Below are 21,694 nucleotides of genomic sequence, written 5' to 3'. Positions count from 1 at the left end.
CCGGCCGGTTTGCCAATTTGCGCTATGCGCGGGAATATTGGCCTCCGTATGGTCTCGACATCGGACGACACAATCAGGGAGACGACCATGTCGGGTTCACCAGGGTATTCCAGCGCGCCGGCCGCAGCCCCGGCGCAGGCGGGCGGCGCTCAGGCGGCGCTCGCCGCCGGCGCGGTCGGTTTCCCGACGGCGCTCGCGAGCGCCGTCGGCCTCATCATGGCAAGCCCGGTGATCCTCACCGCCACCTCGGGCTTCGGCATGGGCGGCTGGGCCTTCGCGGTCGCGATGCTGATCGCGTTCGTGATGATGCAGGCGCAGGCGACGACCTTCTCCGAGGCGGCGGCGATGCTGCCGACGGCGGGCTCGGTTTACGACTATCTGTCGTGCGGCCTCGGCCGCTTCTTCGCGATCACCGGCACGATCTCCGCGTATTTCCTCGTCCACGTGTTCGCCGGCACGGCCGAGACGATCCTGAGCGGCATCATGGCGCTCGTCAACTTCGAATCGCTGAACGCCGCGCTCGAACGGCACAACAGTTCCTGGCTCGTCGGCGTCGGCCTCGTCGTCCTGTTCGCGTGCACCAACATCATCGGCATCCGCGTGTTCAGCCGGCTCGAGATCGTGCTGACGGCCGGCATGTGGCTGTCGCTGCTGACCTTCGGCGTGCTCGGGCTCGTCGCCGCGCCGGCGGTGCCGCTCGACGGCTGGTTCGGCCGCTCCGAGATCGGCGCGTCGGCGCCCGCGGTGCTGTCGCTCGTCGGCATGGCGATGTTCATGTTCGTCGGCTGCGAATTCGTCACGCCGCTCGCGCCGGAAATGCGCGCGCCGGGCCGCACCATCCCGCGCGCGATGGCGCTCGGGCTGCTCGGCGTCGCGGTGTGCATGTTCATCTACGGCGCGGCGATCAAGCGCCAGGTGCCGAACGTCGCGGTCAGCGCGGACGGGCTCACGCACCTGCTCGACACGCCGGGCGCGATCCCGGCGTTCGCGCTGCAGGTGCTCGGGCCGTTCGGGCGGATCTGGTTCGGCGTCGCGTTCCTGTTCGCGGGCGCGGCGACGATCAACACGCTGATGGCCGGCCTGCCGCGCATCCTGTACGGGATGGCGATCGACGGCGCGCTGCCGAAGTGCTTCGCCTACCTGCATCCGCGCTTTCGCACGCCGGTGGTCGGGATCGTCGTCGCGGCGCTGGTGCCGATCACGCATGCGTGGCTGATCCGCGGCAACCTCGACAGCATCCTGCACCTCGTGCTCGCGGCGACCTGCGCCTGGGGCACCGCCTACCTGCTCGTCACGCTGTCGGTCGTGATGCTGCGGATCCGCCGGCCGGATCTCGCGCGGCCGTACCGGTCGCCGTGGTTTCCGCTGCCGCAGATCGTGTCGAGCGTCGGGATCGTATTGGCGATCTGGTATATCGCGCCGCCCGGCATGAACAGCCGCGACATCTACGTGCCGTTCGGCGCGATGCTCGGCCTGACCGCGCTCTACGCGCTGTTCTGGACCGTGGTCGTGCAGCGCAAGCATCCGTTCCGGCCGGTGCCGGTCGAGGAAGTGCTGCGCAACGAGCACGTGGCGCGCGCGTGAGGTCCGCCGTGTCCGAATCGGGCGCAGCGCAGCCGCGCGGCTGGCGGCGCTGGTTCGCGCCGGGGCCGGCGCCGGGCTATCGCGCGGGCGCGACGCTCGCACGGGTGGCGCGCGATCTGCAGGCGGCGTCGTGCGAAGCGGACGGCGTCGTCGCCGCGCGCGGGCGGTTGACGCTGGACGGCGGCCTCGCGCTGGCGGCGGAGGAGTGCGTCGAGCGCCAGTTCCTGATGCACACGGTGCTGGTGCGCCTGAGCCTGAAGGTACCGGGGCCGGCCGCGCGCGGGCGCGCGACGATCGGCCAGCAGGGCTGGTGGCGGCGTACCGGCGTCGCCGCGCGGCTCGGACCCGATGCGGACGACGCGTTCGCGCGCCGCGTGGCCGCGCTGCTCGATACCGCCGCACTGGGGCGGGCGCTCGCGGCGCTCGATCTGACATACTGTGCGATCGACGCGGATGCGCACGGCTGGACGCTGTGCGTCGTGCCGTTCGGCGGCAGCGAAGTGGTGAGCCGGATGCCGTCGTTCCGGCGCTATATCCGCGTGACGGATGCGCAGCGCGCGGCGCTGCTGGCGGCGTTCCAGGCCTTCGCCGCCGGGCTCGCGCAAATTTGACGCGGTTCAAGCCGTGCGTGACGCATGCCGCGCAAGCCGCCCGCCCGCGCGGCGGGCGAGGCTCTCACCGGAGACACCCATGCTGTTCCAGTCGCGCTCACTCGAAGACGTCCACGACCACGGGCTCGCGGTCGCGGGCTGGCACCAGACCTATCGTCAGATGACGCCCGGGCGCTTCAAGGGCACGGTGACGCAGGTGCTGTACGACGACTTCCATTTCTTCCGCGAGACCCTGAACCGGCGCGTCGCGCAGACGGGCACGGCGCCCGCGTCGAGCACCTCGCTCGCCGTGCCGCTGCTCGCGCCGCTGATCGGCACCTTCCAGGGGCAGCAGGTCGACGGCTATGCGCTGCTGGCGCTGCGCGCGGGAGAGGATTTCGAATTCCATACGCCGGAGGGGATGCGGCTCGTCGGGATCAGCGCGGGCTCCGACATGATCGACGAGCTGTGCGAGGTCGAGCTGGGCATGGGCGAGGGCCGCCGGCTGCGGCACGTGATCCGCCTGACCGGAGAGCAGGGGCTGGCGCTGGGCGGCCGGCTGTCGTCGTGCATCGACGATGCGCAGCGCAGCCCGGCCTGGCTCGAATACGCGGCCACCCGCCGCATGTTCCGCGACACCATGCTCAGTGTGTTCCTCGACTTCCTCGCGGGCGCGGTCGGCGACGAGCGGCGCGACATCACGCACGCCACCTACAGCGACATCGTGCGGCGCTGCGAGCGCTACCTGCGCGAGCGGCCCGAGGAGCCGGTGACGGTGCTCGAACTGTGCCGCGCGCTGCGCTGCAGCCGCCGTACGCTGCAGACGAGCTTCCAGCGCGTCGCCGACGTGACGCCCGTCACGTACCTGCGCACGATCCGCCTCAACGCGGTGCGCCGGCTGCTGCGCACGACCGGGGTGGAAGAGCTGTGCGTCGGCGAGGCCGCGGCGCGCTGGGGGTTTACCCATCTCGGCTATTTCGCGCGCGAATACCGCGACCTGTTCGGCGAATTGCCCTCGCAAACGTTGCGCGCCGCGTGACGGCGCGTCGCGCGCATGCATTTGCCGATTTGGGATATAGAGGGTTTTTTTCGCTGGATAGAGTCCCATCACACCTTCAATCAGCACTGTTGATTTGCACTGCAAAGCAACGGATTCAATGGGGATGGGACATGAAGATCGGAGCATGGGCCGCGGCTGGGATGGCGGGCGCGTTGGCCACGGCCGCGCACGCGCAGAGCAGCGTGACGCTGTACGGCACGGTGGACACGGGCATCATCTATTCGAGCAGCCAGCAGACCACGCGGGCCGACGGCTCGACGCACGGCGGCCCCGCGTGGCAGATGGGCGGCGGCAATCTGGTGCCGTCGCGCTGGGGGCTGCAGGGCACGGAGGACCTGGGGGGCGGCTGGAAGGCGGCGTTCCAGCTGGAGCAGCAGTTCCTGTCCGCGAGCGGGCAGGCCCTGCAGAGCGGCGCGGCGTTCAGCCGGCAGGCCTGGGTCGGGTTGCGCAACGACGCGGTCGGCACGCTCGGGCTGGGGCGCCAGTACGATTCATATACCGATTTCCTCGGCGCGTACGTGTCGAGCAACAACTGGTCGACGCCTTATGGTTCGCATCTGGGCGACGTCGACAACCTGAACGCCGCGTTCAATTTCAACAACGCGCTGAAGTTCACGAGCGTCGATTTCAACGGGTTCACGTTCGGCGGCACGTTCAGTCTCGGCGGGCAGGCGGGCAACTTCGCGGCGAAGCGCGGGTATGCGCTGGCGGCCGCCTATAATCGCGCGCCGTTCTCGCTGAGCGCCGGCTACATGAACCTGCGGCAGCCGCTCGACGCGGCGCTGGGCGGCGCGAACGGCTATATCGGCGATTTCTCGTGCGCGAATCCGGGCGCGATGTATTGCAGCCTGCAGGACGCGCAGTCGCTGAAGGTGCTGGGCGTGGGCGGTTCCGTCACGTTCGGCGGCGCCACGGTGGCGCTGACCTATACGCATACGCGGCTCGGCGACAGCGCGTTCTTCGCGAGCAGCGCGCGGCCGCGCGGCGACACGGTGGTGTTCGACATCGCGGAGCTGAATGCGACGTATGCGTTCACGCCCGCGCTGCGCGGCGGCCTCGCGTACATCTTCAATCGCGCGAAACCCGACGGCGTGGCGGCGACGCGCTTCCATCAGGTCAATCTCGGCGCGAACTACAGCCTGTCGAAGCGGACCGCGCTGTATGCGGTCGCGATCGGGCAGATCGCATCGGGACGCGGGCTGGGTACGGGGGCGGACGGCGAGCCGGCGGACTACGCGCAGATTCCGGTGCTGAACAACAGCAATTCGAATCGGCAACTGGCGTTGATGGCGGGGATCAAGATGGACTTCTGAGCGTGAAGGGGGAGAGGCGGCGGGAGGCGAATCGGCGCCCCCCGCCGCCTCACGCCGCCTCACGCAGTACGACCCGTTACGCCGGCCGTGACTTTTCCCTCGTTCATGCGCGATCCCGGCGGTCCTATGCTTTCCAGGCAGCATCCTTACCTGGAGAGATCATGAGACCGTTCATCGATATTTCGCACGTTGCAAACGATCCGGCATTCGTCAATCTGGATCATGTGTTCGGCCTGGCCGGCCGAGTCACCTTGTACAACAGCGCCACGACCGATCCCGAAGCGTTGCGGTATCTCGACGCGATGGTCAACGTGCTCGATCGCGACGATTTCGCCCGCGAGCAGATCCGTCAGCGCGGGTTGGGGCACGCGGCCGGAAGCGCGCTTGCCGCGCTGGAGTATGCGCGGCGCACGATTCAGGGCAATCCGCCGGCCACGCCGTTCAACGCGCAGTCCGCGCCGGATCGGCTCGTGCTGACGCCCTGACGCCCTGAGGCACGGGGCTTGGCACGAGCGCGTGTCGGTTTTTTTTTCAACCGGTGCGCTTCATCGTTGCCGTTGGGGCGCCCTGCGAACGAGGCATGCCGTTCGAACTTGAACCGGCGGGATTTCCGGATTCGCGGGGTATTTGCCTGATGTGGCGCACGGGGTGATGCAGGCGTTGCCGTGGCGCTCGTTTCATGGGTACCGCATGGAGTCATGAGATGAACATCCACCCGATTCGAAACGAGGCCGATTACGATGCTGCTTTGAAGGCAGTGTCTGTTCTCATCGATGCCGATCCGGCGCCTGGCACCCGGGAAGGCGACGAATTGGAGATCTTGGCGATCCTGATCGAGCGCTACGAGAATGAATATTTCCCGATGAAATGACCGCGCCGTAACCGGGCGCAGGGCGTAGATTCCTGCGGGATGCAGTGACGGATGTGTTAGGCATGCGAACGGATTGATTTAGTGTTTACCCGGATATCGATATTGTTCTTTGTGAGTTGTAATGAAGCCGAAAAATCATGTTTTCGATGTGATTTTATTTTTTGTTAATTGGAATTGAAAATTGAGCGAAAAAAATTTATTCAAGCCGTTTTTGTGTTTCGCTGCATTTGTTGTCGTGTCTAACGCTGGAGCCGACTGCAGGGTGCCGATGACGGTGGCGGGAAGGACTTTCGTTAATGTTGTTGATGATCAGTACTCACCACAAAACCCGAATGCCGGAAGTGTTTTGAAGGTTGATTTTGGTAATGGCGTGTATGATCTCAAGATTCTTCAGACTGGACAAAGCGTTCGAGGGGCTTATCAATACAGTGCTTTGGCTCCCAATGTCGGTCAATTGAGAATGAAGGAAAATTTTGATGGGCAGATTTCTGATTATACAGTTACGCTGGTATGCCTGACTGATTTTTCTGGTACTCTCGTGACCACGCAGTGGCAGGGTGCTATCAAACCAGATATTCGCCAGAATTCAGGTCGTTATAACATACTGAAGTAGATTGGGTGATTTTGAATTTTTTTGGAATTCATGCTAAAGATGTGGACTGCGTGTCGTTCGGTAACGAAACGTCGTCTGTATGACGCGACGGGAGGTCGAGGTTATCCTCCCTTCCATTGCACGGCCTTACTTGGGACTGTCAGATATTTCGTGTTTCGGGCATAACATGACGCCACACAGGAGCGTTTATGTCACGCAAACCGAAAGCCCGCACGGGCGAACGCTTCTTCCAATGCTTCGACGGCATGTACGGCTTCCAGCGTGATCGCCACCCGGTGCGAGAGAACCTTGCGGCTTGCCCAGTCCACCACCGCCGTCAGATCATGGCTTGCCGAGCGTGACCAGCATCCCCGCGACGAACATTCGCCACGGCGAGCGCGCCTGCGGCAGGTCGCCCGCGCCGGCCTCGGCCGGCGCCGACCACATCTTCCAGGCCAGGAACAGCAGGTAGCCGACGCCCGCGAGCTTCAGCACCAACAGCCCCGTCGAGAACGTGCGCGCGAACACCGACAAACCCGCCACCGCGAGCGTGAGCCACAGCACCTCGCCGATCCACGTCGCCGCGAGAAACGGCAGCACGTCGCGAAAACCGTTGGTCAGCACGCGCGCGACCAGCGCGGCAATGCTCGGGCCGGGTGTGCAGGCCATGGCGATGAGGGCGAAGGAGAAGGCGAGGGCGGCGAGGCTCGATGCGGCCATGGCGGCATGCGGCTCGGTGGGCGGGAAACGAAGGACATCGCGCAGCGCGCGCGACGAAATGTGCGACGCGGGGCTGCGAATGATCGAAGGAATTGATTATAGTGCGTCCGTTCAGACTCACAGGATGACCGCACCTTGGCCGAGCTTCCCTTGTCCCCCTCGATCCGCATCCGCGCCGCGTTGCCGCGCGAAGCCGACGCGATGGCCGCCGTCGAGGCGGCCGCCGCGCAGCGTTTCCACGCGATCGGCATGTCGCACATCGCCGAGAGCCCGCCGACCGGCCGCGCCGACCTGCTCGCGCGCATCGAGGCCGGCCGCGCGCTGGCGGCCGTCGACGAAACGGACACGCTCGTCGCGTTCGCGATCTACCGGATGCTGGACCCCGCGCGGCTTTATCTGGAGGAACTGGATGTGCTGCCCGCCTGCGCGGGCCGGCGCATCGGCGCGGACCTGATCGAGGCGGTCGCGGCGCGTGGCCGCGAGACGGGGGCGTCGGCACTGGTGCTGTCGACGTTCCGCGACGCGCCCTGGAACGCGCCGTACTACAGCCGCCTCGGCTTCTCGATCCTGGCCGACGATGCGCTCGACCCGCTGCTCGTCACGGTGCGCGCCGCGCATGTCGCGGGCGGCCTCGACGAATCGCGGCGGGTCTTCATGCACCGCGCGCTGGACGCGCGCGCGGCCTGACGCGCGCCGTTACGCGGCGCTGTCGAGCGCCGGGTAGTCGACGTAGCCGGTTTCGCCCTTCGCGTAGAAGGTCGCCGGGTTCGGCTGGTTGAGCGGCGCGTTCAGTTCGAAGCGGCGCGGCAGATCCGGATTCGCGATGAACAGCTTGCCCCAGGCCACCGCGTCGGCTTCGCCGGACGCGAGCGCCTGCTGCGCGCCGTCGAGCGTGAAGCTCTCGTTCGCGATGAACGGGCCGCCGAACGCCTGCTTCAACTGCGGACCGATAGGTTCGTTGCCGAACGACTCGCGGGCGAACAGGAACGCGATCTTGCGGCGCCCCAGCTCGCGGGCGACATAGCCGAAGGTCGCGAGCGGATCGGAATCGCCCATCGTGTGCGCGTCGCCGCGCGGCGCGAGGTGCACGCCCACGCGTTGCGCGCCCCACACGTCGATCGCCGCGTCGACCACTTCGAGCAGCAGCCGCGCGCGGTTCTCGATCGAGCCGCCGTAGGCGTCGGTGCGGTGGTTCGTGCTGTCCTGCAGGAATTGGTCGAGCAGGTAGCCGTTCGCGCCGTGCACCTCGACGCCGTCGAAGCCGGCTGCCTTCGCATTCTCGGCGCCGCGCCGGTAGGCGGCCACCACGCCCGGGATCTCGTCGAGTTCGAGCGCGCGCGGCGTCACGTACGGCCGCTCCGGACGCACGAGGCTCACATGGCCCTTCGGCGCGATCGCGCTCGGCGCGACGGGCAGTTCGCCGTCGAGGAACACAGGATCGGAGACCCGGCCGACGTGCCACAGCTGCAGGAAGATCCGGCCGCCGGCCTGATGCACGGCGTCCGTCACGAGCTTCCACCCTTCGACCTGCTCTTGCGACCAGATGCCGGGCGTCTCGGCGTAGCCGACGCCTTGCGGCGTGACTGAAGTGGCCTCGCTGAGGATCAGGCCGGCCGACGCGCGCTCCGCGTAGTAGCGGGCCATCAGCGCGTTGGGCAGGCGCGCCTCGCCGGCGCGGGCGCGCGTCAGCGGCGCCATGATGATGCGGTTCGGCAGCGTGAGATCGCCGACGGTCAGGGGATCGAACAGGGACGGCATGGTAAGGACCTCTTATCAAGTGGAACGGCACGCCCGCATACAGGCGGGGCCGGCTGGCGTCACAGGCCGCGGTGCAGTTCGTCGAGAAACGCCTGGATCACGGGTTCGTCGCGTTTGAAGAAGGCCCACTGGCCGACGCGCGTCGACGTGATCAGCCCGGCCCGCTGCAGCGTGGCCAGATGGGCGGACACGGTCGATTGCGACAGGCCGCAGCGCGCGTCGATCTGGCCCGCGCAAACGCCGTCGTGAAACGGATGCGTCTGCGCGTTGAAGTACCGTTCGGGTTCCTTCAGCCACGCGAGAATCTCGCGGCGGACCGGATTGGCAAGCGCTTTGTGGATGGCGTCGGTGTCGATCGTCATGGGGACAGGTTCAATCGCTGGGATACGTGTATCGTTGGTTTTCGAATCATATATCGGGATATCGCGATATGTCGAAAGACATTGGTCGGGGTAGGGATACCGGCCTCGACGCGGCCGGCTTCCGTCAAGGGCTCAACGCAGCCCGCCGCGCGGCAATCCCGGCGGGGGGCCGGTATCCGTCAGGCTGAAGGTCGGCATCGACGCCGGGCAGTGGAATGCTTTCAGCACGGGGCTCGTCAGGGGATTCGCGGCGGTGCCGGGGCTCGCGATATCGAGCACGGCGCGCCGGTCGTCGAAATCGAGCGCGATGCGCGTGCGTCCGGGCGTCGCGGTCTCGATCACGCGGCCCTTTTGCAGCAGCCGCAGCAGCGCCCAGGGACCATCCGCCGACAGCGTCGAGGTATCGGGCCGGATCCGCGGCTCGGCCGTGACGTCCACATGCGCGCCGCCGCGCGGTCCCGGCCAGTTCATCGTGCGTGGCGCGACCGGGCCGTGCTGGTAGAGCATCGTCTGTCCGTCGACGTCGATCGCGAGGCTCGTGATCGACGGATCGAGTTCCGGCACGCGCAGGTCGATCTTCCACGCAAGCTGTTTCTGGCCGGGATCGCTGAAGAACACGTCGCGGATCGCCTTGGCCTGCTGGAACGGTTCGAGATCCGGTCCCTGTACGGGCTCGGTGGCGCCGGGCAGCGTCCGGTAGCGCCACGGTCGCGTGGACGTGTCGACGAATGGGGCGAGCGTCTTCACGAAGAAGTCGTCGAGGAGGCCGCCTTGCGCGAAGACCCGCGTGAAGTCGTCGATGCCGACGTCGCGGCGGCTGTCGGCGGAGAACGGAAAGTTGCCGGCGATCGCGAGCCGGCAGGTATCGCCGATCGTCGCCTCCAGCTGTCGCGACAACAGCAGCCCGATGCCCCGGTTGACCTCGCGCGATCCCTGCTGCGTCAGTTCGAGCAGCACGGCGCGCAGCGGCGCGGGCATCGCGTCGGCGGTCATCTGCAGTTTGGCCGCGACATCGCTCGGCGGCGGCACGCTGTTGTTGGACAGCGCTTCGTTCGCAACGGTCAGGGCCGTGTAATAGTCGTTCAGCTGGCTCGTCACGCCGTCGAGCCCGGTTTTCCCGGCCGGCGCGGCCGCGGGGCGGATGCCCGCGGGCAGGTCGGCGTCACCCGTCACGAGGTCGCGCAGCAGGGCGAAATGGTCGTCGACGAGCGTGCGTTCCAGGCGGGCGTCGACGTGCGCGTCGAGCGCCTTGACCACCGCCGCGCCGCCGGCTTTTTGCAGCGCGTCGCGCTCGGTCGCGACGACCGGCCGGGTGAGGGTGGTCTCGCGCACCGCCGCGCGCGCGAGCCGCACGAGCGGCGAGTCCGGCGCGACGAAGCCGCGCAGCACCAGCAGATTGAAGGCGAGGCTCGTACCGCTCACGGTGCGGATGTCGGCGAGGAACGCATCCCATTGCTGCACATATTCCTGCAGGTATTGCCGGCGGATGGCCTCGGTCAGCGGATCATCCGGTGCGGCGACCGCGCGCGCGAACGCCGTCGTTTTTTTTTGAGCGTCGTTCAGATCGGCGCGGCCCATCGCCCAGGCGTCGTCGTCGCGCGCGATCTGCACGAATTCGGGCAGGCGCTTGTCGAACAGACGCCAGTATCCGTCGTAGGTGAACAGCCCGGGCACGCCGTGCGCGAGCGGCGCGCCGCTCGCACGCGTGAAGACGGTCCCGGCTTGCGGCCCGACGGCCCGGATCAGCGTGAAATCGTCCGGCGCGCTCGCCTGCATCGCCGATTTGGCCCGTTCGTAGAGCCGTTCGGTCGCGTTGGTGCCGTTGAGGAGCGTGCGCGCCTGCTGGATCAGCGCGTCGTTGCGGATCAGCGGCGATTGCACGATGCGCCCGCCGGAAAACAGCTGCCCGACGTGCGTGATCATCGACGCACGGCTGCCGTAGACCGCGGCGCTGTCGGTGCCGGCCCAGTCGTCGAGCACCCAGGCCTGCACCTGCGCGGCGTCGAAGCGTTGCTTGTCGTACAGCATCAGGTAGACGCGCAGCGCGCCGTAGGTGAGCTTGGGATCGCGGGTGACGATGCCCTGTTCGAGAACCGTCTCGATCCGCTTCACGATCTGCGGCATCAACAGGTTGTCTTCGAGCGCATCGTAGGTGCGGCGGCTTTCCGCGACGATCCCGGGCGGCGTGTACAGGCCGTAGCGCCATGCGCCGTCCGGCGCCGACAGGTCGAGCCCGGTATAGGCGGCCAGGCGGGCCGCGTCGCTCAGCACGTCGGGCACGGCTTCGGGATGCGGGGTCTTGTACAGCTGGCTGACGCGTGCCGTGAGCGCGGCGGTCTTGCGGCCGATCGCATCGAGATAGTCGCTGTTGTTGCCGGCGCTGACGCGCAGGCCGAGCGCGAGCCAGACGAACAGCAGCAGCGCGAGCGCATGGCCCGCGATGCCGAGCGTGCGGAACCGGTATTCCCAGCGCAGGTTCGGCTGCACGAGATGCGCGTCCGGCACCACCAGGCGGGTCAGCAGATCGTGCAGGAAAAAGCTCTGATTGCCTTCGTGCGGCGGGGCGGGCGCGGCGCTCGCGCGTCCGGGCGCGGCCGCGAGCCGCTGCGCGACGGTGTGCGGATCGGCGGCGACCTGTTCGCCGGTTTGCGCGGCGCTCGTGAAATACACGCCGCGCAGCGTCGAATGGTGTTGCGTGTCGTCGTAGCGCGAGTCGAGGAAGACCTGGTCGATCAGCTCGGCGAGTGGGCGCGTCAGCACGAGAAATTCCTCGGCCAGCAGGGTCAGGCGGCGCCGCCGGGCCGTGTCGTGCTCTTCCAGCAGGCGCGCGTTGACGCCCGCGGCGACGCGCGCGGCCAGGGCGTCCAGCTCGTCCGCGCAGCGCGCGTGGAGGCCGTCGTTCGCGATGGTCTCGGTGCCGTACGGCAGCGTGAAGCCCCACGGCTGCGCGCGGCCCTCCGTGGTCAGCGAACCGAAGTACTCGACGAAGCCGGGCAGCTGGTCCATCTTGGTGATCAGCAGGTAGACGGGGAAGCGGATGCCCAGCCCGGCGCGCAGCTCGGCGAGACGGGCGCGCAACGCGGCGGCCTGCGCGTGGCGCGCGCGCTCGTCGGCGCTGGCCAGTTCGCCGACATCGAGGGTCAACAGCGCGCCGTTGATCGGCGTGCGCGGACGATGCTTGCGCAGCAGGCGCAGGAAGCCGTGCCATTCGTCCGCGTCGACCCGATGCCGCCACGAGTCGTCGGCGTCGGTCGGATCCGCGGGCTCGTCGGGGGCAGGCTGACGCGGCAGCGCATGACGCGACGAGCCGTGCTGCGTGTAATGGCCCGCGGTGTCGATCAGCACGGCGTCGTTGGTCAGCCACCAGTCCGCCGTGCCGTCCTGGCTCGCGAGCAACGCCGCGGCGCGCTGCATCTGCCCCGCGATCGGGAACGAGAGCCCGGCGTTCAGGAGCGCGGTGGTCTTGCCCGCGCCGGCCGGGCCGAGCGTCAGGTACCACGGCAGTTCGTACAGATAGCGCTTGCCCTGGAACAGGCGGGCGAGGCCGCGCACGCCGGTGCGCACCGCTTTCAGGCGCGCGAGCGCGCCGACGAGCGTCGCATCGATCTTGGCGAGGCGGCCCGCAGCGGGCGACGCGGGCTTGTGCTTGCCGAACTCGAGCAGGTTGCGAAGGAGCGCGGGATCCGCGCGCATCCTGCACAGCAGCCGGACCAGCAGGTAGAGCAGATACAGCGCGATCACGGCGGCGATCGCCAGCGCGCGGGCCGGCGCCGCGACGAACGGCGCGCTCTGGCCGAACGCGAGCAGCGGCGCTGCATGCCAGATCAAGACGCACAGCAGCGCGACCGGCACCACGCTGATCGACCACTCCGCGAGCCACAGCAGCACGCCGCCCAGCAGCAGCGCGATCACGAGGACGCGGATGCCGACGCCCGCGAGCGGCGCCAGGCCCCCGAACGTGACGAACGGTCCGACGAACCACACCAGCAGCGCGGCGGTCAGCAGGGCGGCGAAGGCCAGAAACGGGCGCGATATCAGGAAGGAAAGGAATTTGTTCATGACGGGATTCCCGGATCGTCTGGCGAGGGGTCAGTGCTCGACCGTGATGTCGACGCGCCGGTTCAGCGCGCGGCCGGACACGGTTCCGTTGTCGCCGACCGGCTCCGACTCGCCCTTGCCGAGCGCCTCCAGCCGACCCAGCGGCACGCCGGCGGCCTGCAGCATCTGCATCACCTGGGTCGCCCGCTCCTCGGACAACGCGGCGTTCGACGCGAAGGCGCCGTTGCGCACCGGCTGCTTGTCGGTGTAGCCGAGCACCGTCACCTTGCCGGGCACGCGGGCGATCTCGCGGGCAATCGTCGCGATCAGCGGCGCCATCGCGGGATTCACGGCGGCCGCGCCAGGGGGAAACATCGCATCGCTGCGGAAGACCAGCGTGCTGCGATGGTCGTTTTCGTCGACCTGCACGAGCCCGCTCGCGATCTCGTTCGCGAGCAGGTTCTTCAGGCGCAGCGTGGGCGCGGCGGCGGGCGGCGTCATGCGGCCCAGCTCGGCGATCTCCTTTTGCAGGTCGGCCGCGCGGGTGGAGAGCGTGTACTTGAAGTAGCCGAACAGCGCGAGCAGGATCAGCGACAGCGCCGCGACCGTGATCCAGACCGGGAAGTCACGGAACGACAGGCGCTTGCCGCGCGCGCCGGGCTGCCAGTGCGGCGACAGCGCGACCGAGACCGGGCCGCGTTGCGCGGCCAGCGCGTTGTAGATCCGTTGCCGCACCGTCTCGTGCTTGCGCTGGCCGTCGGCTTCGTAACGGTAACGGCCCTCGAAACCGAGGCTCAGCAGCCGGTACGCGACTTCGAGCAGGTCCAGGTGTTCGTGCGGCGCATTCATCAGCCGTCCGATCAGCAGGTAGACCTTGTCGCCGCCTTGCCGGTCCTCGTGAAAGGTGGTCGCGAGACCGTCGCTGATCCACGCGCCGAGGCTGCCGTCGCCCGTGCGCGCCCAGCTCGTCTGCATCGCGGCCTCGTCGAGCGCGGTGCACAGGCAGTAGCGCGCGCCGAGCATGTGGTCGCGGCGGATGTTCGCCTGCTCGCACAGCCGCTGGAACATGCGGACCTCCTGTTCGAGCAGCCGCCGCAACTGCTGGATGCCGTCGCGGTCGAGCCCGTCGGGCATGTCCGCGAGCGCGCGCAGCAGCGGACGCGCGGCCTCCAGCAGCGGATTGCGCGCGGCCTGGACGGCGGCGAAGCGCGCGGCGGGGGATTCTGCGGCAGGCGATCCTGCGGCAGGCGATCCTGCGGCAGGCGACCCTGCGGCATTCGCGCCGCCCGACCATGCGAAGGGCGCGGCGGCGGGATCGCGCGATTCCGGAGCGGCCGCGTCCGGATGATGCAAGGCTTCTTGGCTCACTGATCTTCTCCGGTTCGTTCGTGACGGCTCCGCTAGCCTCGGATGCCCCACAGTTCCAGCCTCAGGGCGGGAAAATCGCCCGCGACGTGCAGCGCGAGCCCGCCGTGGCGCGCCACTTCTTCCCACAGCGGCCCGTTGCGCACGAGCTCGTAGTACACATAGCCCGCGTTGAAGGGGAGCTGCCGGGGCGGCACCGGCAGGGCCTGGAGCCCGATGCCGGACAGGTGGCTGCGCACCAGGTCGGGCAGGCGCTCGGACGGCCCCGCCTTCGCCTGGGCGATGAACTGCTGCTGCAGCACGTCGGGCGGCATCTGCGCGTGCACGGCGAGCACGACCGCGCTGAAGCCCTGCATGTCGACGGGATCGACCACCGCATTGCGCATCCCGTGCCCCTGGTCCGCGAGCGGGATGCTCTGCGCGCTGCGCACCAGCACGGCGTTCAGCAGCCGATGGGTATCGTCGACGACGGGCTTCAGGCACAGGTGCGGCGCGTCGTGCTGGTACGGCGGATGCGAATCGAGCGGCCGGCGCGTGTCGACGCGCACGTAGGTGGACAGTTCGCCCGCCATGCCGATGAGCAGCGCGTAGAGATCGGCGGGCGAGGTGCTCGGCACGCGCTGCAGGTGCCGCAGCAACGGCTCGTAGCGATTGAGCGCCTGCAGCAGCAGGTAGTCCGAGACTTCGGCCGTGGTGCCGGGGCGGCCGTCCGCGCCGGTCAGCCGCTCCGCGAGCCCGCTCGCGCGCAGGCGCGTGAGATCGAGGATCTTCGCGAGCCAGCTGCTCAGCATGTCGCTCGCGCCGTAGCCGATCACCGGCGGCGTCAGCGTATCGTCCAACTCGATGCCGGCATCCGCGCGGATCGCCTTGACGCGGGTCAGCGCGAGGCCGATCCACGCATCCGTCAGCTCCTTCTCGGGGAGCAGCCGCAAGCGCAGGTTCGCGAGCTGGACCGTTTTCGGACCCTGGCCGATCGAGTTCGTGTCGCGCAGGTCGGTGTCGAACACGACGTAGCGCGCGAGCGATTCGGCCGCATGGTCGAACGTGGTTTCCTCGCGGTTCGGCACGCGGATCGGCACGGCGAGATAGATCAGCTGGTCCAGGTGCTCGGGCCGGATCGTCAGCGGCGCGGGCGGCGGGGTGCTGCCCGGCGCGTCGAACGGCGTGCCGTCGGCGAACACGCCGCTCGCCGATTTGACGATGATCTTGCCGAGCGCCGGCGCCTCGGTGTCGAGGCTGTAGTGACTGAAGCCGAAGAAGAACGGCGAGAGCGGCGCCGCGCGCTTGTGCGCGTACTGCTCCAGGTAGCGTTCCTGCTGCTGGAACAGTTGCGGGCGCATGAACAGGCCCTCGCTCCAGACCACCTTGTTAGTCCAGCTCATGATTGCGTTCCGCCGTTCGGGTCATTTTGCGGTTTCGGTGACGTTGATCGCATGGGTGTCGAGGTCGATGTTCAGTTTCACGCGCGGCGACGAGAAGCGATACCACTTCGCATCCGGCGCGGCGGGCAGCGGATAGACCGCGCGCCAGACCGAATGCGGCAGGTCGCGGTAAGCCGCGACGACGCCGAGCGCTGTGGCGGCCGGGTCCTGGTCGCGGCGGATCGTCCGGTGCTCGCCGGGCCGCAGCTGGAACCGGTCGCGGCTCGCGAGATCGTCCGCGAGCACCGTCCGGTCCTTGTCCTGCAGCGAGAAGAAATCGGCCGCGCGAAAGGCGCCGTCGGTCTTCAGCTGATAGAGGCTGACGACGATCGGCGCGGCGCGGTTGCGGTCGTCCGGGTTGACGGTCGGCGCGGCGTTCACGACGAGGTCGAGACGGATCGTTTGCTTCGCCGCGGGTGCGCCGTTCGCGCACGCGGCGAGCGCGAGCGCGCAGGCGAACCCGCAGACAGGAGAGATCGGACGCATGCCAGTGACCAGGTGGAATGGATCGGGGCGGGGGCATCCGGCGGCGCTCGGAGCCGCCGCCGGATGCGCGGGTCCGCCGTTCAGGCTTCCTTGTTGCCCTTGATGTCGAAGCTGGTCGTGACGGCGCCGCCGCTGCCGCCCTGCGCGTTCTGCACGACGTACTCCTGCTTCACGCGCGCGAACGACAGGGACACCGTCTCGCGGCTGAGGGCATGGTCGATGCTGTTGCCCGACGGGTGGACGCGCGTGACGATCACGTCGCTCATCGTGAGCTTCAGGTATTCGAGCGGATTGCCGCCCGCCTTGCGCATCACGAGCACGGCCTGGTCGACATGCTTGCCGGTCAGCGCGTATTTCATGAGGTTCGGGCTGGCGCGATCGATCGCGTGCTCGAACGTGAGATCGCGGACCGACGCCTTGCCTGCGCCGCCGCCGCTGCCGGCATGCATCGACGATTCCTGCAGGATCTGCCAGTCCCAGCTCAATACCTCGATTTCGTCCTTGTGGCTTTCATCGAGCGATTCGCCGTTGATGCCGTCGATCTTCAAGAAAATATCCTGAGCCATGTGCTTGCTCTCTGTGGTGAATGACAATGAAGAAGGCCGGACGCGCGGGGCGCTGCGCGTCGGGTTCGCGCGTCCGGCCGGCCGAGGCTGCCGCCCCGCGTGGACTCAGGCGGCCTCCTTGATCGAGGGCAGCTTCGCGACCAGCCGCAGCGACACGGTCAGGCCTTCCAGCTGGAAATGCGGCCGCAGGAAGAACTTCGCCTGGTAATAGCCGGGATTGCCTTCCGCTTCCTCGACCAGCACTTCGGCCGCCGCGAGCGGGCGGCGCGCCTTGGTGTCCTGCGAGGAATTGGCCGGATCGGCGTCGACGTAGTTCATGATCCATTCGTTGAGCCAGCGCTGCATGTCCTCGCGCTCCTTGAACGCGCCGATCTTGTCGCGCACGATGCACTTCAGGTAGTGCGCGAAGCGCGAACACGCGAACAGATAGGGCAGGCGCGCCGACAGGTTCGCGTTCGCCGTGGCGTCCGAATCGTCGTATTCCGCGGGCTTGTGCAGCGATTGCGCGCCGATGAAGGTCGCGTTGTCGGTGTTCTTGCGGTGCACGAGCGGAATGAAGCCGTTCTTCGACAGCTCGGCCTCGCGCCGGTCGGAGATCGCGATCTCGGTCGGACACTTCATGTCGACGCCGCCGTCGTCGGTCGGGAAGGTATGGCACGGCAGGTTGGCGACCGTGCCGCCCGATTCGACGCCGCGGATCAGCGAGCACCATCCGTACTGCCGGAACGAGCGGTTGATGTTCACGCCCATCGCATAGGCGGCGTTGGTCCACGCATAGCGGCGGTGATCGGCGCCGTCCGTGACTTCCTCGAAGTCGAATTCGTCGACCGGGTTGGTGTGCACGCCGTAGGGCAGGCGCGACAGGAAGCGCGGCATCGCGAGGCCGATGTAGCGCGCGTCGTCCATGTTGCGCAGCGAATTCCACGACGCGTATTCGAGATTCTGCGTGAAGATCTTGGTGAGATCGCGCGGATTCGCCAGCTCCTGCCACGACTCCATCTGCAGCACCGACGGCGACGCGCCCGAGATGAACGGCGTGTGCGCCGCCGCCGCCACTTTCGCGATCGAACCCAGCAGGTCGACATCGGGCGGCGTGTGGTCGAAGTAGTAGTCGGCCATCAGGCAGCCATACGGCTCGCCGCCGAGCTGGCCGTATTCCTCCTCGTAGATCTGCTTGAACAGCGGGCTCTGGTCCCAGGCCTGGCCCTTGTAGCGTCGCATCGCGCGGCGCAGCTCCTCCTTCGAGATATCCATGAAGCGGATCTTCAGGCGCTCGTCGGTCTCGGTGTTCGACACCATGTGATGCAGCCCGCGCCAGGCGGATTCGATCTTCTGGAAATCCTCGTCGTGGAGGATCAGGTTGATCTGTTCGGACAGCTTCTGGTCGATCCGCGCGATGATCGACGCGATGCTCTTGTACGCATCGTCGCTGATCGTCGCGGCCTGTTGCAGCGCCTGCTCGGCGAGCGTGCGCACGGCGTACTCGACTGCCTCGCGGGCCTGTTCGGTCTTGGGCCGGAACTCGTGCGTGAGCAGGCGGGCGAAATCCGACTCGGTCTGCGGCGCGTCGGCGAGCGCCGTCGATGCTTGCGTTTTCTTCATGATGGCTTCCTCGGAAACGAAGATGGGATGGCGATCGGTCACCGTGCGTCGGTCTCGCGGCCGGCGCCGTCCGCGTCGTCGGCGGGCGGTTTCGGCGCGGCCGCGAGCGCCTGGAGCAGCGCCGTGTCCTGCAGCAGCTGATTCACGAGCGCCTCGGCTCCCGACTTGCCGTCCATGTAGGTCTGCAGGTTCGCGAGCTGGGTGCGCGCCTCGAGCAGCCGGCGCAACGGCTCGACCTTGCGCGCGATCGCGGCCGGCGAGAAATCCTCGATGCTCTCGAACGTCATGTCGACCATCAGTTGCCCGTCGCCCGTCAGCGTGTTGGGCACCGCGAATGCGACGCGCGGCCCGACCGCTTTCATGCGCTCGTCGAAGTTGTCGATGTCGATGTCGAGGAAGCGCCGGTCGGCCACCGACGGCAACGGCGTGACCGGTTTGCCCGACAGGTCGGCCAGCACGCCCATCACGAACGGCAGCTCGACCTTCTTCTCCGATCCGTAGACTTCGACGTCGTATTCGATCTGCACCCGCGGCGCGCGGTTGCGCGCGATGAATTTCTGAGAACTGCCGGATGTGGACATGCGTGACTCCATGAACGAAGGAAAGGCGGGCAGGCGCTAGGCGGCCTGCCCGGCGGAAACCGGCGTCGGTGCGGACGTCGCCGGAGCCTTTAGGCTCGGGCGGAACACGAGCGCGTCCTGTGCCGGCGCGGCTGGATCCGCTACGCCAATCCCGATGTGCGCAAGCACGGCGTGCGTGTCCAACGTGTCGAGCCACAGCGCGGCGAGGCGCGGCAGCACGTATTGCTCGATGAAACCGACCAGCACCCGCGCGCCGGTTTCCTGCACGAGGCAGCGCTCGACGATGTAGGCGAGCACGGCGTCGTCGTAGTCGACCGCGATGTGGTGCTGTTGCGCCATGCGCGCGACCACGCGATCGAGGTGCAGGCGCACGATGCGCGACAGCGCGGCGGGGTCGAGGGGCCGATACGGCACGACGCTCACGCGGCCGAGGAAGGCGGCGGGAAACGTCTTCAGCAGTTCGGGCAGCAGCGCGTCGCGCAGGCCCGCGGCGTCGGGCGCGCAGGCCGGATCGGCGCACAGGGCCGCGCACAGCGCCGCGCCGGCGTTGCTCGTCAGCAGGATCGTCGTGTTGCGGAAGTCGATGAAGCGACCGTCGCCGTCTTCCATGTAGCCCTTGTCGAACACCTGGAAGAACATCTCGTGCACGTCGCCGTGGGCCTTCTCGATCTCGTCGAGCAGCACCACCGAATACGGGCGTCGCCGCACCGCCTCGGTCAGCACGCCGCCCTCGCCGTAGCCGACGTACCCGGGCGGCGCGCCCTTGAGCCCGGAAATCGTGTGCGCCTCCTGGTACTCGCTCAGATTGATCGTGATCAGGTTCTGCTCCCCGCCATACAGCGCCTCGGCCAGCGCCAGCGCGGTCTCGGTCTTGCCGACGCCGGACGGTCCGGCGAGCAGGAACACGCCGAGCGGCTTGCGCGGATCGGTGAGCCGCGCGCGCGCGGTCTGCACGCGTTCGCTGATCTGGCGCAGCGCCTCGGTCTGGCCGATCACGCGCGCGGCGAGGGTCGCGGGCAGGGTGCGCACCGCCGCGACCTCGTCGGTCACCATGCGGCCGAGCGGAATGCCGGTCCAGTCGGACACGATCTCGGCGACGATCGCCTCGTTGACTTCCGGGAACACGAGCGGCTGCTCGCCCTGGGCGGCGACGAGGCGGCGTTCGAGCGAGCGCAGCGCCTCGCCGTCGCCCGGCCCGGGCTCGTTCGCCAACGCCGCGGCGCGGGCGTCCAGCAACGCTCGCGCCGCTTCGGCCTGGGCCTGCCAGCGCGCGTCGAGCGCGGCCTCGTCGGCGCTCAAGGCCGCGATGCGCGCCCGGGCGTCGCCGTCCGCCTGTTCGGCGGCCAAACCGAGGCGGGCTTCCTGCGTGAGCAGCGCGAGTTCGACGCGCGCCGCGTGCAGGCGCTGACGCAGGTGCTGCAATTCGCGCGGCGCGGCATGCTGTGACAGCGCGACCCGCGCACAGGCGGTGTCGAGCAGGCTGATCGCCTTGTCGGGCAACTGGCGCGACGGGATATAGCGATGCGACAGCGCCACCGCCGCGCGGATCGCCTCGTCGCGCACCACGACGCCGTGGTGCCGCGCGAACATCGGCGCGAGCCCGCGCACCATGTGGATCGCCGCGGCTTCCTCGGGCTCCTGCACCTGCAGCACCTGGAAGCGGCGCGTCAGCGCGGGATCCTTCTCGATGTAACGCTTGTACTCGGCCCACGTGGTGGCGCCGATGGTGCGGATCGTGCCGCGCGCGAGCGCGGGCTTCAGCAGGTTCGCCGCGTCGCCGGTGCCGGCCTGGCCGCCCGCGCCGATCAGCGTATGGATCTCGTCGACGAACAGGATCACCGGCGAGGGCGACTTCGCGGCCGCCTCCAGCACGCCTTTCAGGCGGGCCTCGAATTCGCCCTTCAGGCTCGCGCCGGCGAGCAGGGCGCCGACATCGACGCTCATCAGGCGGACGTCGGCCAGCTTCGGCGGGACGTCGCCCTGCGCGATCGCCAGCGCGAGTCCTTCCACCACGGCGGTCTTGCCGACGCCCGCCTCGCCGGTGAGGAGCGGATTGTTCTGGCGGCGGCGCAGCAGCACGTCGATCATCGTGCGGATCTCCAGCTCGCGTCCGACCACGGTGTCGATCTCGCCGTTGCGTGCGCGCGCAACCAGATCCGTGCAGAACGGGTCGAGCGGCGTGCCCGCCGGCGATGCGCCGGCCGCGGCTGCGGCGTCGGGCGCGGTCAGGTCGGGCGCGCCGGCTTCGGGCGAGCCGTCGATCCAGCCGGCGAGCCGTTCGTCGAGCCCGTCGGCCGGCAGCTTCGCGAACGTCGGCGAGATCGACAGCAGCACGCGGCGCAGTTCCGGCGTGCCCGCCAGCGCGGCGACGAGCCACGCGCCCCGGATGCGCCGGTCGCCGAATTGCAGCGTGGCCAGCAGCCAGGCGCGCTCGACCGCCGTTTCGACGTGGTGCGAGAAATCGCTGACCGCACCGGCGCCGGCGGGCAGGGCCGCGAGCGCGCGCGCCATGTCGCGCTCGAGCGCATCGCGTTCGATGCCGGCGTGCCGGACGATCCGATGCAGGTCGGAATCGGCTTGCTGGAGGATCTGGTGGAGCCAGTGAACCAGCTCCACGTAGGGATTGGCGCGCAGCTTGCAAAAGGCGGTCGCCGACTCGATGGCCTTGAAGAGACTGCCGTCGAGCTTGCTGAACAACGCCTGACGTGAAATCGCCATGAAGAATCCTTCTCTCTGCGTTACCCCGTCACGATTTTCAGCGCGATGCGTATTGGAATCGGTCCGT

At 68.3% G+C, this 21,694-nt stretch carries 17 protein-coding genes and 2 pseudogenes; 8 read left to right on the top strand and 11 right to left on the bottom strand.

What is annotated here, in order from left to right:
- The first annotated feature begins 87 nt into the window (after nucleotides 1–87).
- The 7 genes and pseudogenes from AC1RQF_RS08375 to AC1RQF_RS08345 all read left to right on the top strand — a co-directional run bounded on the left by AC1RQF_RS08375 (nucleotide 88) and on the right by AC1RQF_RS08345 (nucleotide 6,031).
- Nucleotides 88–1,584 carry an APC family permease gene (locus AC1RQF_RS08375; protein ID WP_273998184.1) on the top strand — a complete coding sequence of 499 codons (1,497 nt, stop codon included), beginning with the start codon at nucleotides 88–90 and terminating at the stop codon, nucleotides 1,582–1,584.
- Nucleotides 1,585–1,592: 8 nt separating this feature from the next.
- Nucleotides 1,593–2,195, top strand: coding sequence for a DUF3156 family protein (locus AC1RQF_RS08370; RefSeq protein ID WP_273998185.1), 603 nt, complete (start codon nucleotides 1,593–1,595; stop codon nucleotides 2,193–2,195).
- A gap of 79 nt (nucleotides 2,196–2,274) precedes the next feature.
- Entirely contained in the window at nucleotides 2,275–3,213 is a 939-nt protein-coding gene (locus AC1RQF_RS08365; protein WP_492871751.1) for a helix-turn-helix domain-containing protein, read from the top strand.
- Nucleotides 3,214–3,344: 131 nt separating this feature from the next.
- On the top strand, nucleotides 3,345–4,547 hold the full coding sequence (locus AC1RQF_RS08360; protein WP_492871750.1) for a porin: 1,203 nt from the start codon (nucleotides 3,345–3,347) through the stop codon (nucleotides 4,545–4,547).
- Between the two features lie 161 nt (nucleotides 4,548–4,708).
- The gene (locus AC1RQF_RS08355) at nucleotides 4,709–5,032 is read left to right on the top strand and encodes a hypothetical protein (protein ID WP_252986970.1); all 324 of its coding nucleotides are present in this window, start codon (nucleotides 4,709–4,711) and stop codon (nucleotides 5,030–5,032) included.
- A gap of 218 nt (nucleotides 5,033–5,250) precedes the next feature.
- Nucleotides 5,251–5,412, top strand: a pseudogene (locus tag AC1RQF_RS08350) (transcriptional regulator); the annotation flags it as partial.
- A 187-nt stretch (nucleotides 5,413–5,599) separates the two neighbouring features.
- Nucleotides 5,600–6,031, top strand: a complete 432-nt coding sequence (locus tag AC1RQF_RS08345; protein ID WP_273998191.1) for a hypothetical protein — start codon at nucleotides 5,600–5,602, stop codon at nucleotides 6,029–6,031.
- A 324-nt stretch (nucleotides 6,032–6,355) separates the two neighbouring features.
- On the opposite strand, the pseudogene AC1RQF_RS08340 reads toward AC1RQF_RS08345, so the two are convergent.
- A pseudogene (locus AC1RQF_RS08340) lies at nucleotides 6,356–6,730 on the bottom strand (LysE family translocator); the annotation flags it as partial.
- A gap of 201 nt (nucleotides 6,731–6,931) precedes the next feature.
- Between AC1RQF_RS08340 and AC1RQF_RS08335 the strand changes: the two are divergent.
- The gene (locus AC1RQF_RS08335) at nucleotides 6,932–7,417 is read left to right on the top strand and encodes a GNAT family N-acetyltransferase (RefSeq protein ID WP_492871803.1); all 486 of its coding nucleotides are present in this window, start codon (nucleotides 6,932–6,934) and stop codon (nucleotides 7,415–7,417) included.
- A gap of 9 nt (nucleotides 7,418–7,426) precedes the next feature.
- On the opposite strand, the gene AC1RQF_RS08330 is transcribed toward AC1RQF_RS08335, so the two are convergent.
- From AC1RQF_RS08330 to tssH, 10 genes are all read right to left on the bottom strand, one after another.
- Nucleotides 7,427–8,488: an alkene reductase gene (locus tag AC1RQF_RS08330; RefSeq protein ID WP_273998192.1), complete on the bottom strand. Its 1,062-nt coding sequence runs from the start codon at nucleotides 8,486–8,488 to the stop codon at nucleotides 7,427–7,429.
- 59 nt (nucleotides 8,489–8,547) lie between these two features.
- Nucleotides 8,548–8,850 carry an ArsR/SmtB family transcription factor gene (locus AC1RQF_RS08325; protein WP_273998193.1) on the bottom strand — a complete coding sequence of 101 codons (303 nt, stop codon included), beginning with the start codon at nucleotides 8,848–8,850 and terminating at the stop codon, nucleotides 8,548–8,550.
- Nucleotides 8,851–8,982: 132 nt separating this feature from the next.
- A complete protein-coding gene (gene tssM, locus AC1RQF_RS08320) occupies nucleotides 8,983–12,909 on the bottom strand; it encodes a type VI secretion system membrane subunit TssM (RefSeq protein WP_492871749.1) in 3,927 nt (1,308 codons plus the stop codon).
- A gap of 30 nt (nucleotides 12,910–12,939) precedes the next feature.
- Nucleotides 12,940–14,241, bottom strand: coding sequence for a type VI secretion system protein TssL, long form (gene tssL, locus AC1RQF_RS08315; RefSeq protein WP_492871802.1), 1,302 nt, complete (start codon nucleotides 14,239–14,241; stop codon nucleotides 12,940–12,942).
- Between the two features lie 47 nt (nucleotides 14,242–14,288).
- Complete coding sequence (gene tssK / locus AC1RQF_RS08310; protein ID WP_492871748.1) at nucleotides 14,289–15,635, bottom strand: type VI secretion system baseplate subunit TssK; 1,347 nt, start codon at nucleotides 15,633–15,635, stop codon at nucleotides 14,289–14,291.
- A 21-nt stretch (nucleotides 15,636–15,656) separates the two neighbouring features.
- Nucleotides 15,657–16,160: a type VI secretion system lipoprotein TssJ gene (gene tssJ / locus AC1RQF_RS08305; RefSeq protein WP_273998201.1), complete on the bottom strand. Its 504-nt coding sequence runs from the start codon at nucleotides 16,158–16,160 to the stop codon at nucleotides 15,657–15,659.
- An 80-nt stretch (nucleotides 16,161–16,240) separates the two neighbouring features.
- Nucleotides 16,241–16,726, bottom strand: a complete 486-nt coding sequence (locus AC1RQF_RS08300) for an Hcp family type VI secretion system effector (RefSeq protein ID WP_273998202.1) — start codon at nucleotides 16,724–16,726, stop codon at nucleotides 16,241–16,243.
- 105 nt (nucleotides 16,727–16,831) lie between these two features.
- Nucleotides 16,832–18,328, bottom strand: coding sequence for a type VI secretion system contractile sheath large subunit (tssC, locus tag AC1RQF_RS08295; protein ID WP_273998204.1), 1,497 nt, complete (start codon nucleotides 18,326–18,328; stop codon nucleotides 16,832–16,834).
- A 38-nt stretch (nucleotides 18,329–18,366) separates the two neighbouring features.
- The gene (gene tssB, locus AC1RQF_RS08290; protein WP_273998206.1) at nucleotides 18,367–18,909 is read right to left on the bottom strand and encodes a type VI secretion system contractile sheath small subunit; all 543 of its coding nucleotides are present in this window, start codon (nucleotides 18,907–18,909) and stop codon (nucleotides 18,367–18,369) included.
- Nucleotides 18,910–18,945: 36 nt separating this feature from the next.
- Nucleotides 18,946–21,627, bottom strand: coding sequence for a type VI secretion system ATPase TssH (gene tssH, locus AC1RQF_RS08285; RefSeq protein ID WP_492871747.1), 2,682 nt, complete (start codon nucleotides 21,625–21,627; stop codon nucleotides 18,946–18,948).
- Nucleotides 21,628–21,694 lie beyond the last annotated feature (67 nt).

The organism is Burkholderia sp. GW821-FHT14F03 (assembly GCF_058803765.1).
This window is presented reverse-complemented; position numbering and strand designations above follow the sequence as displayed.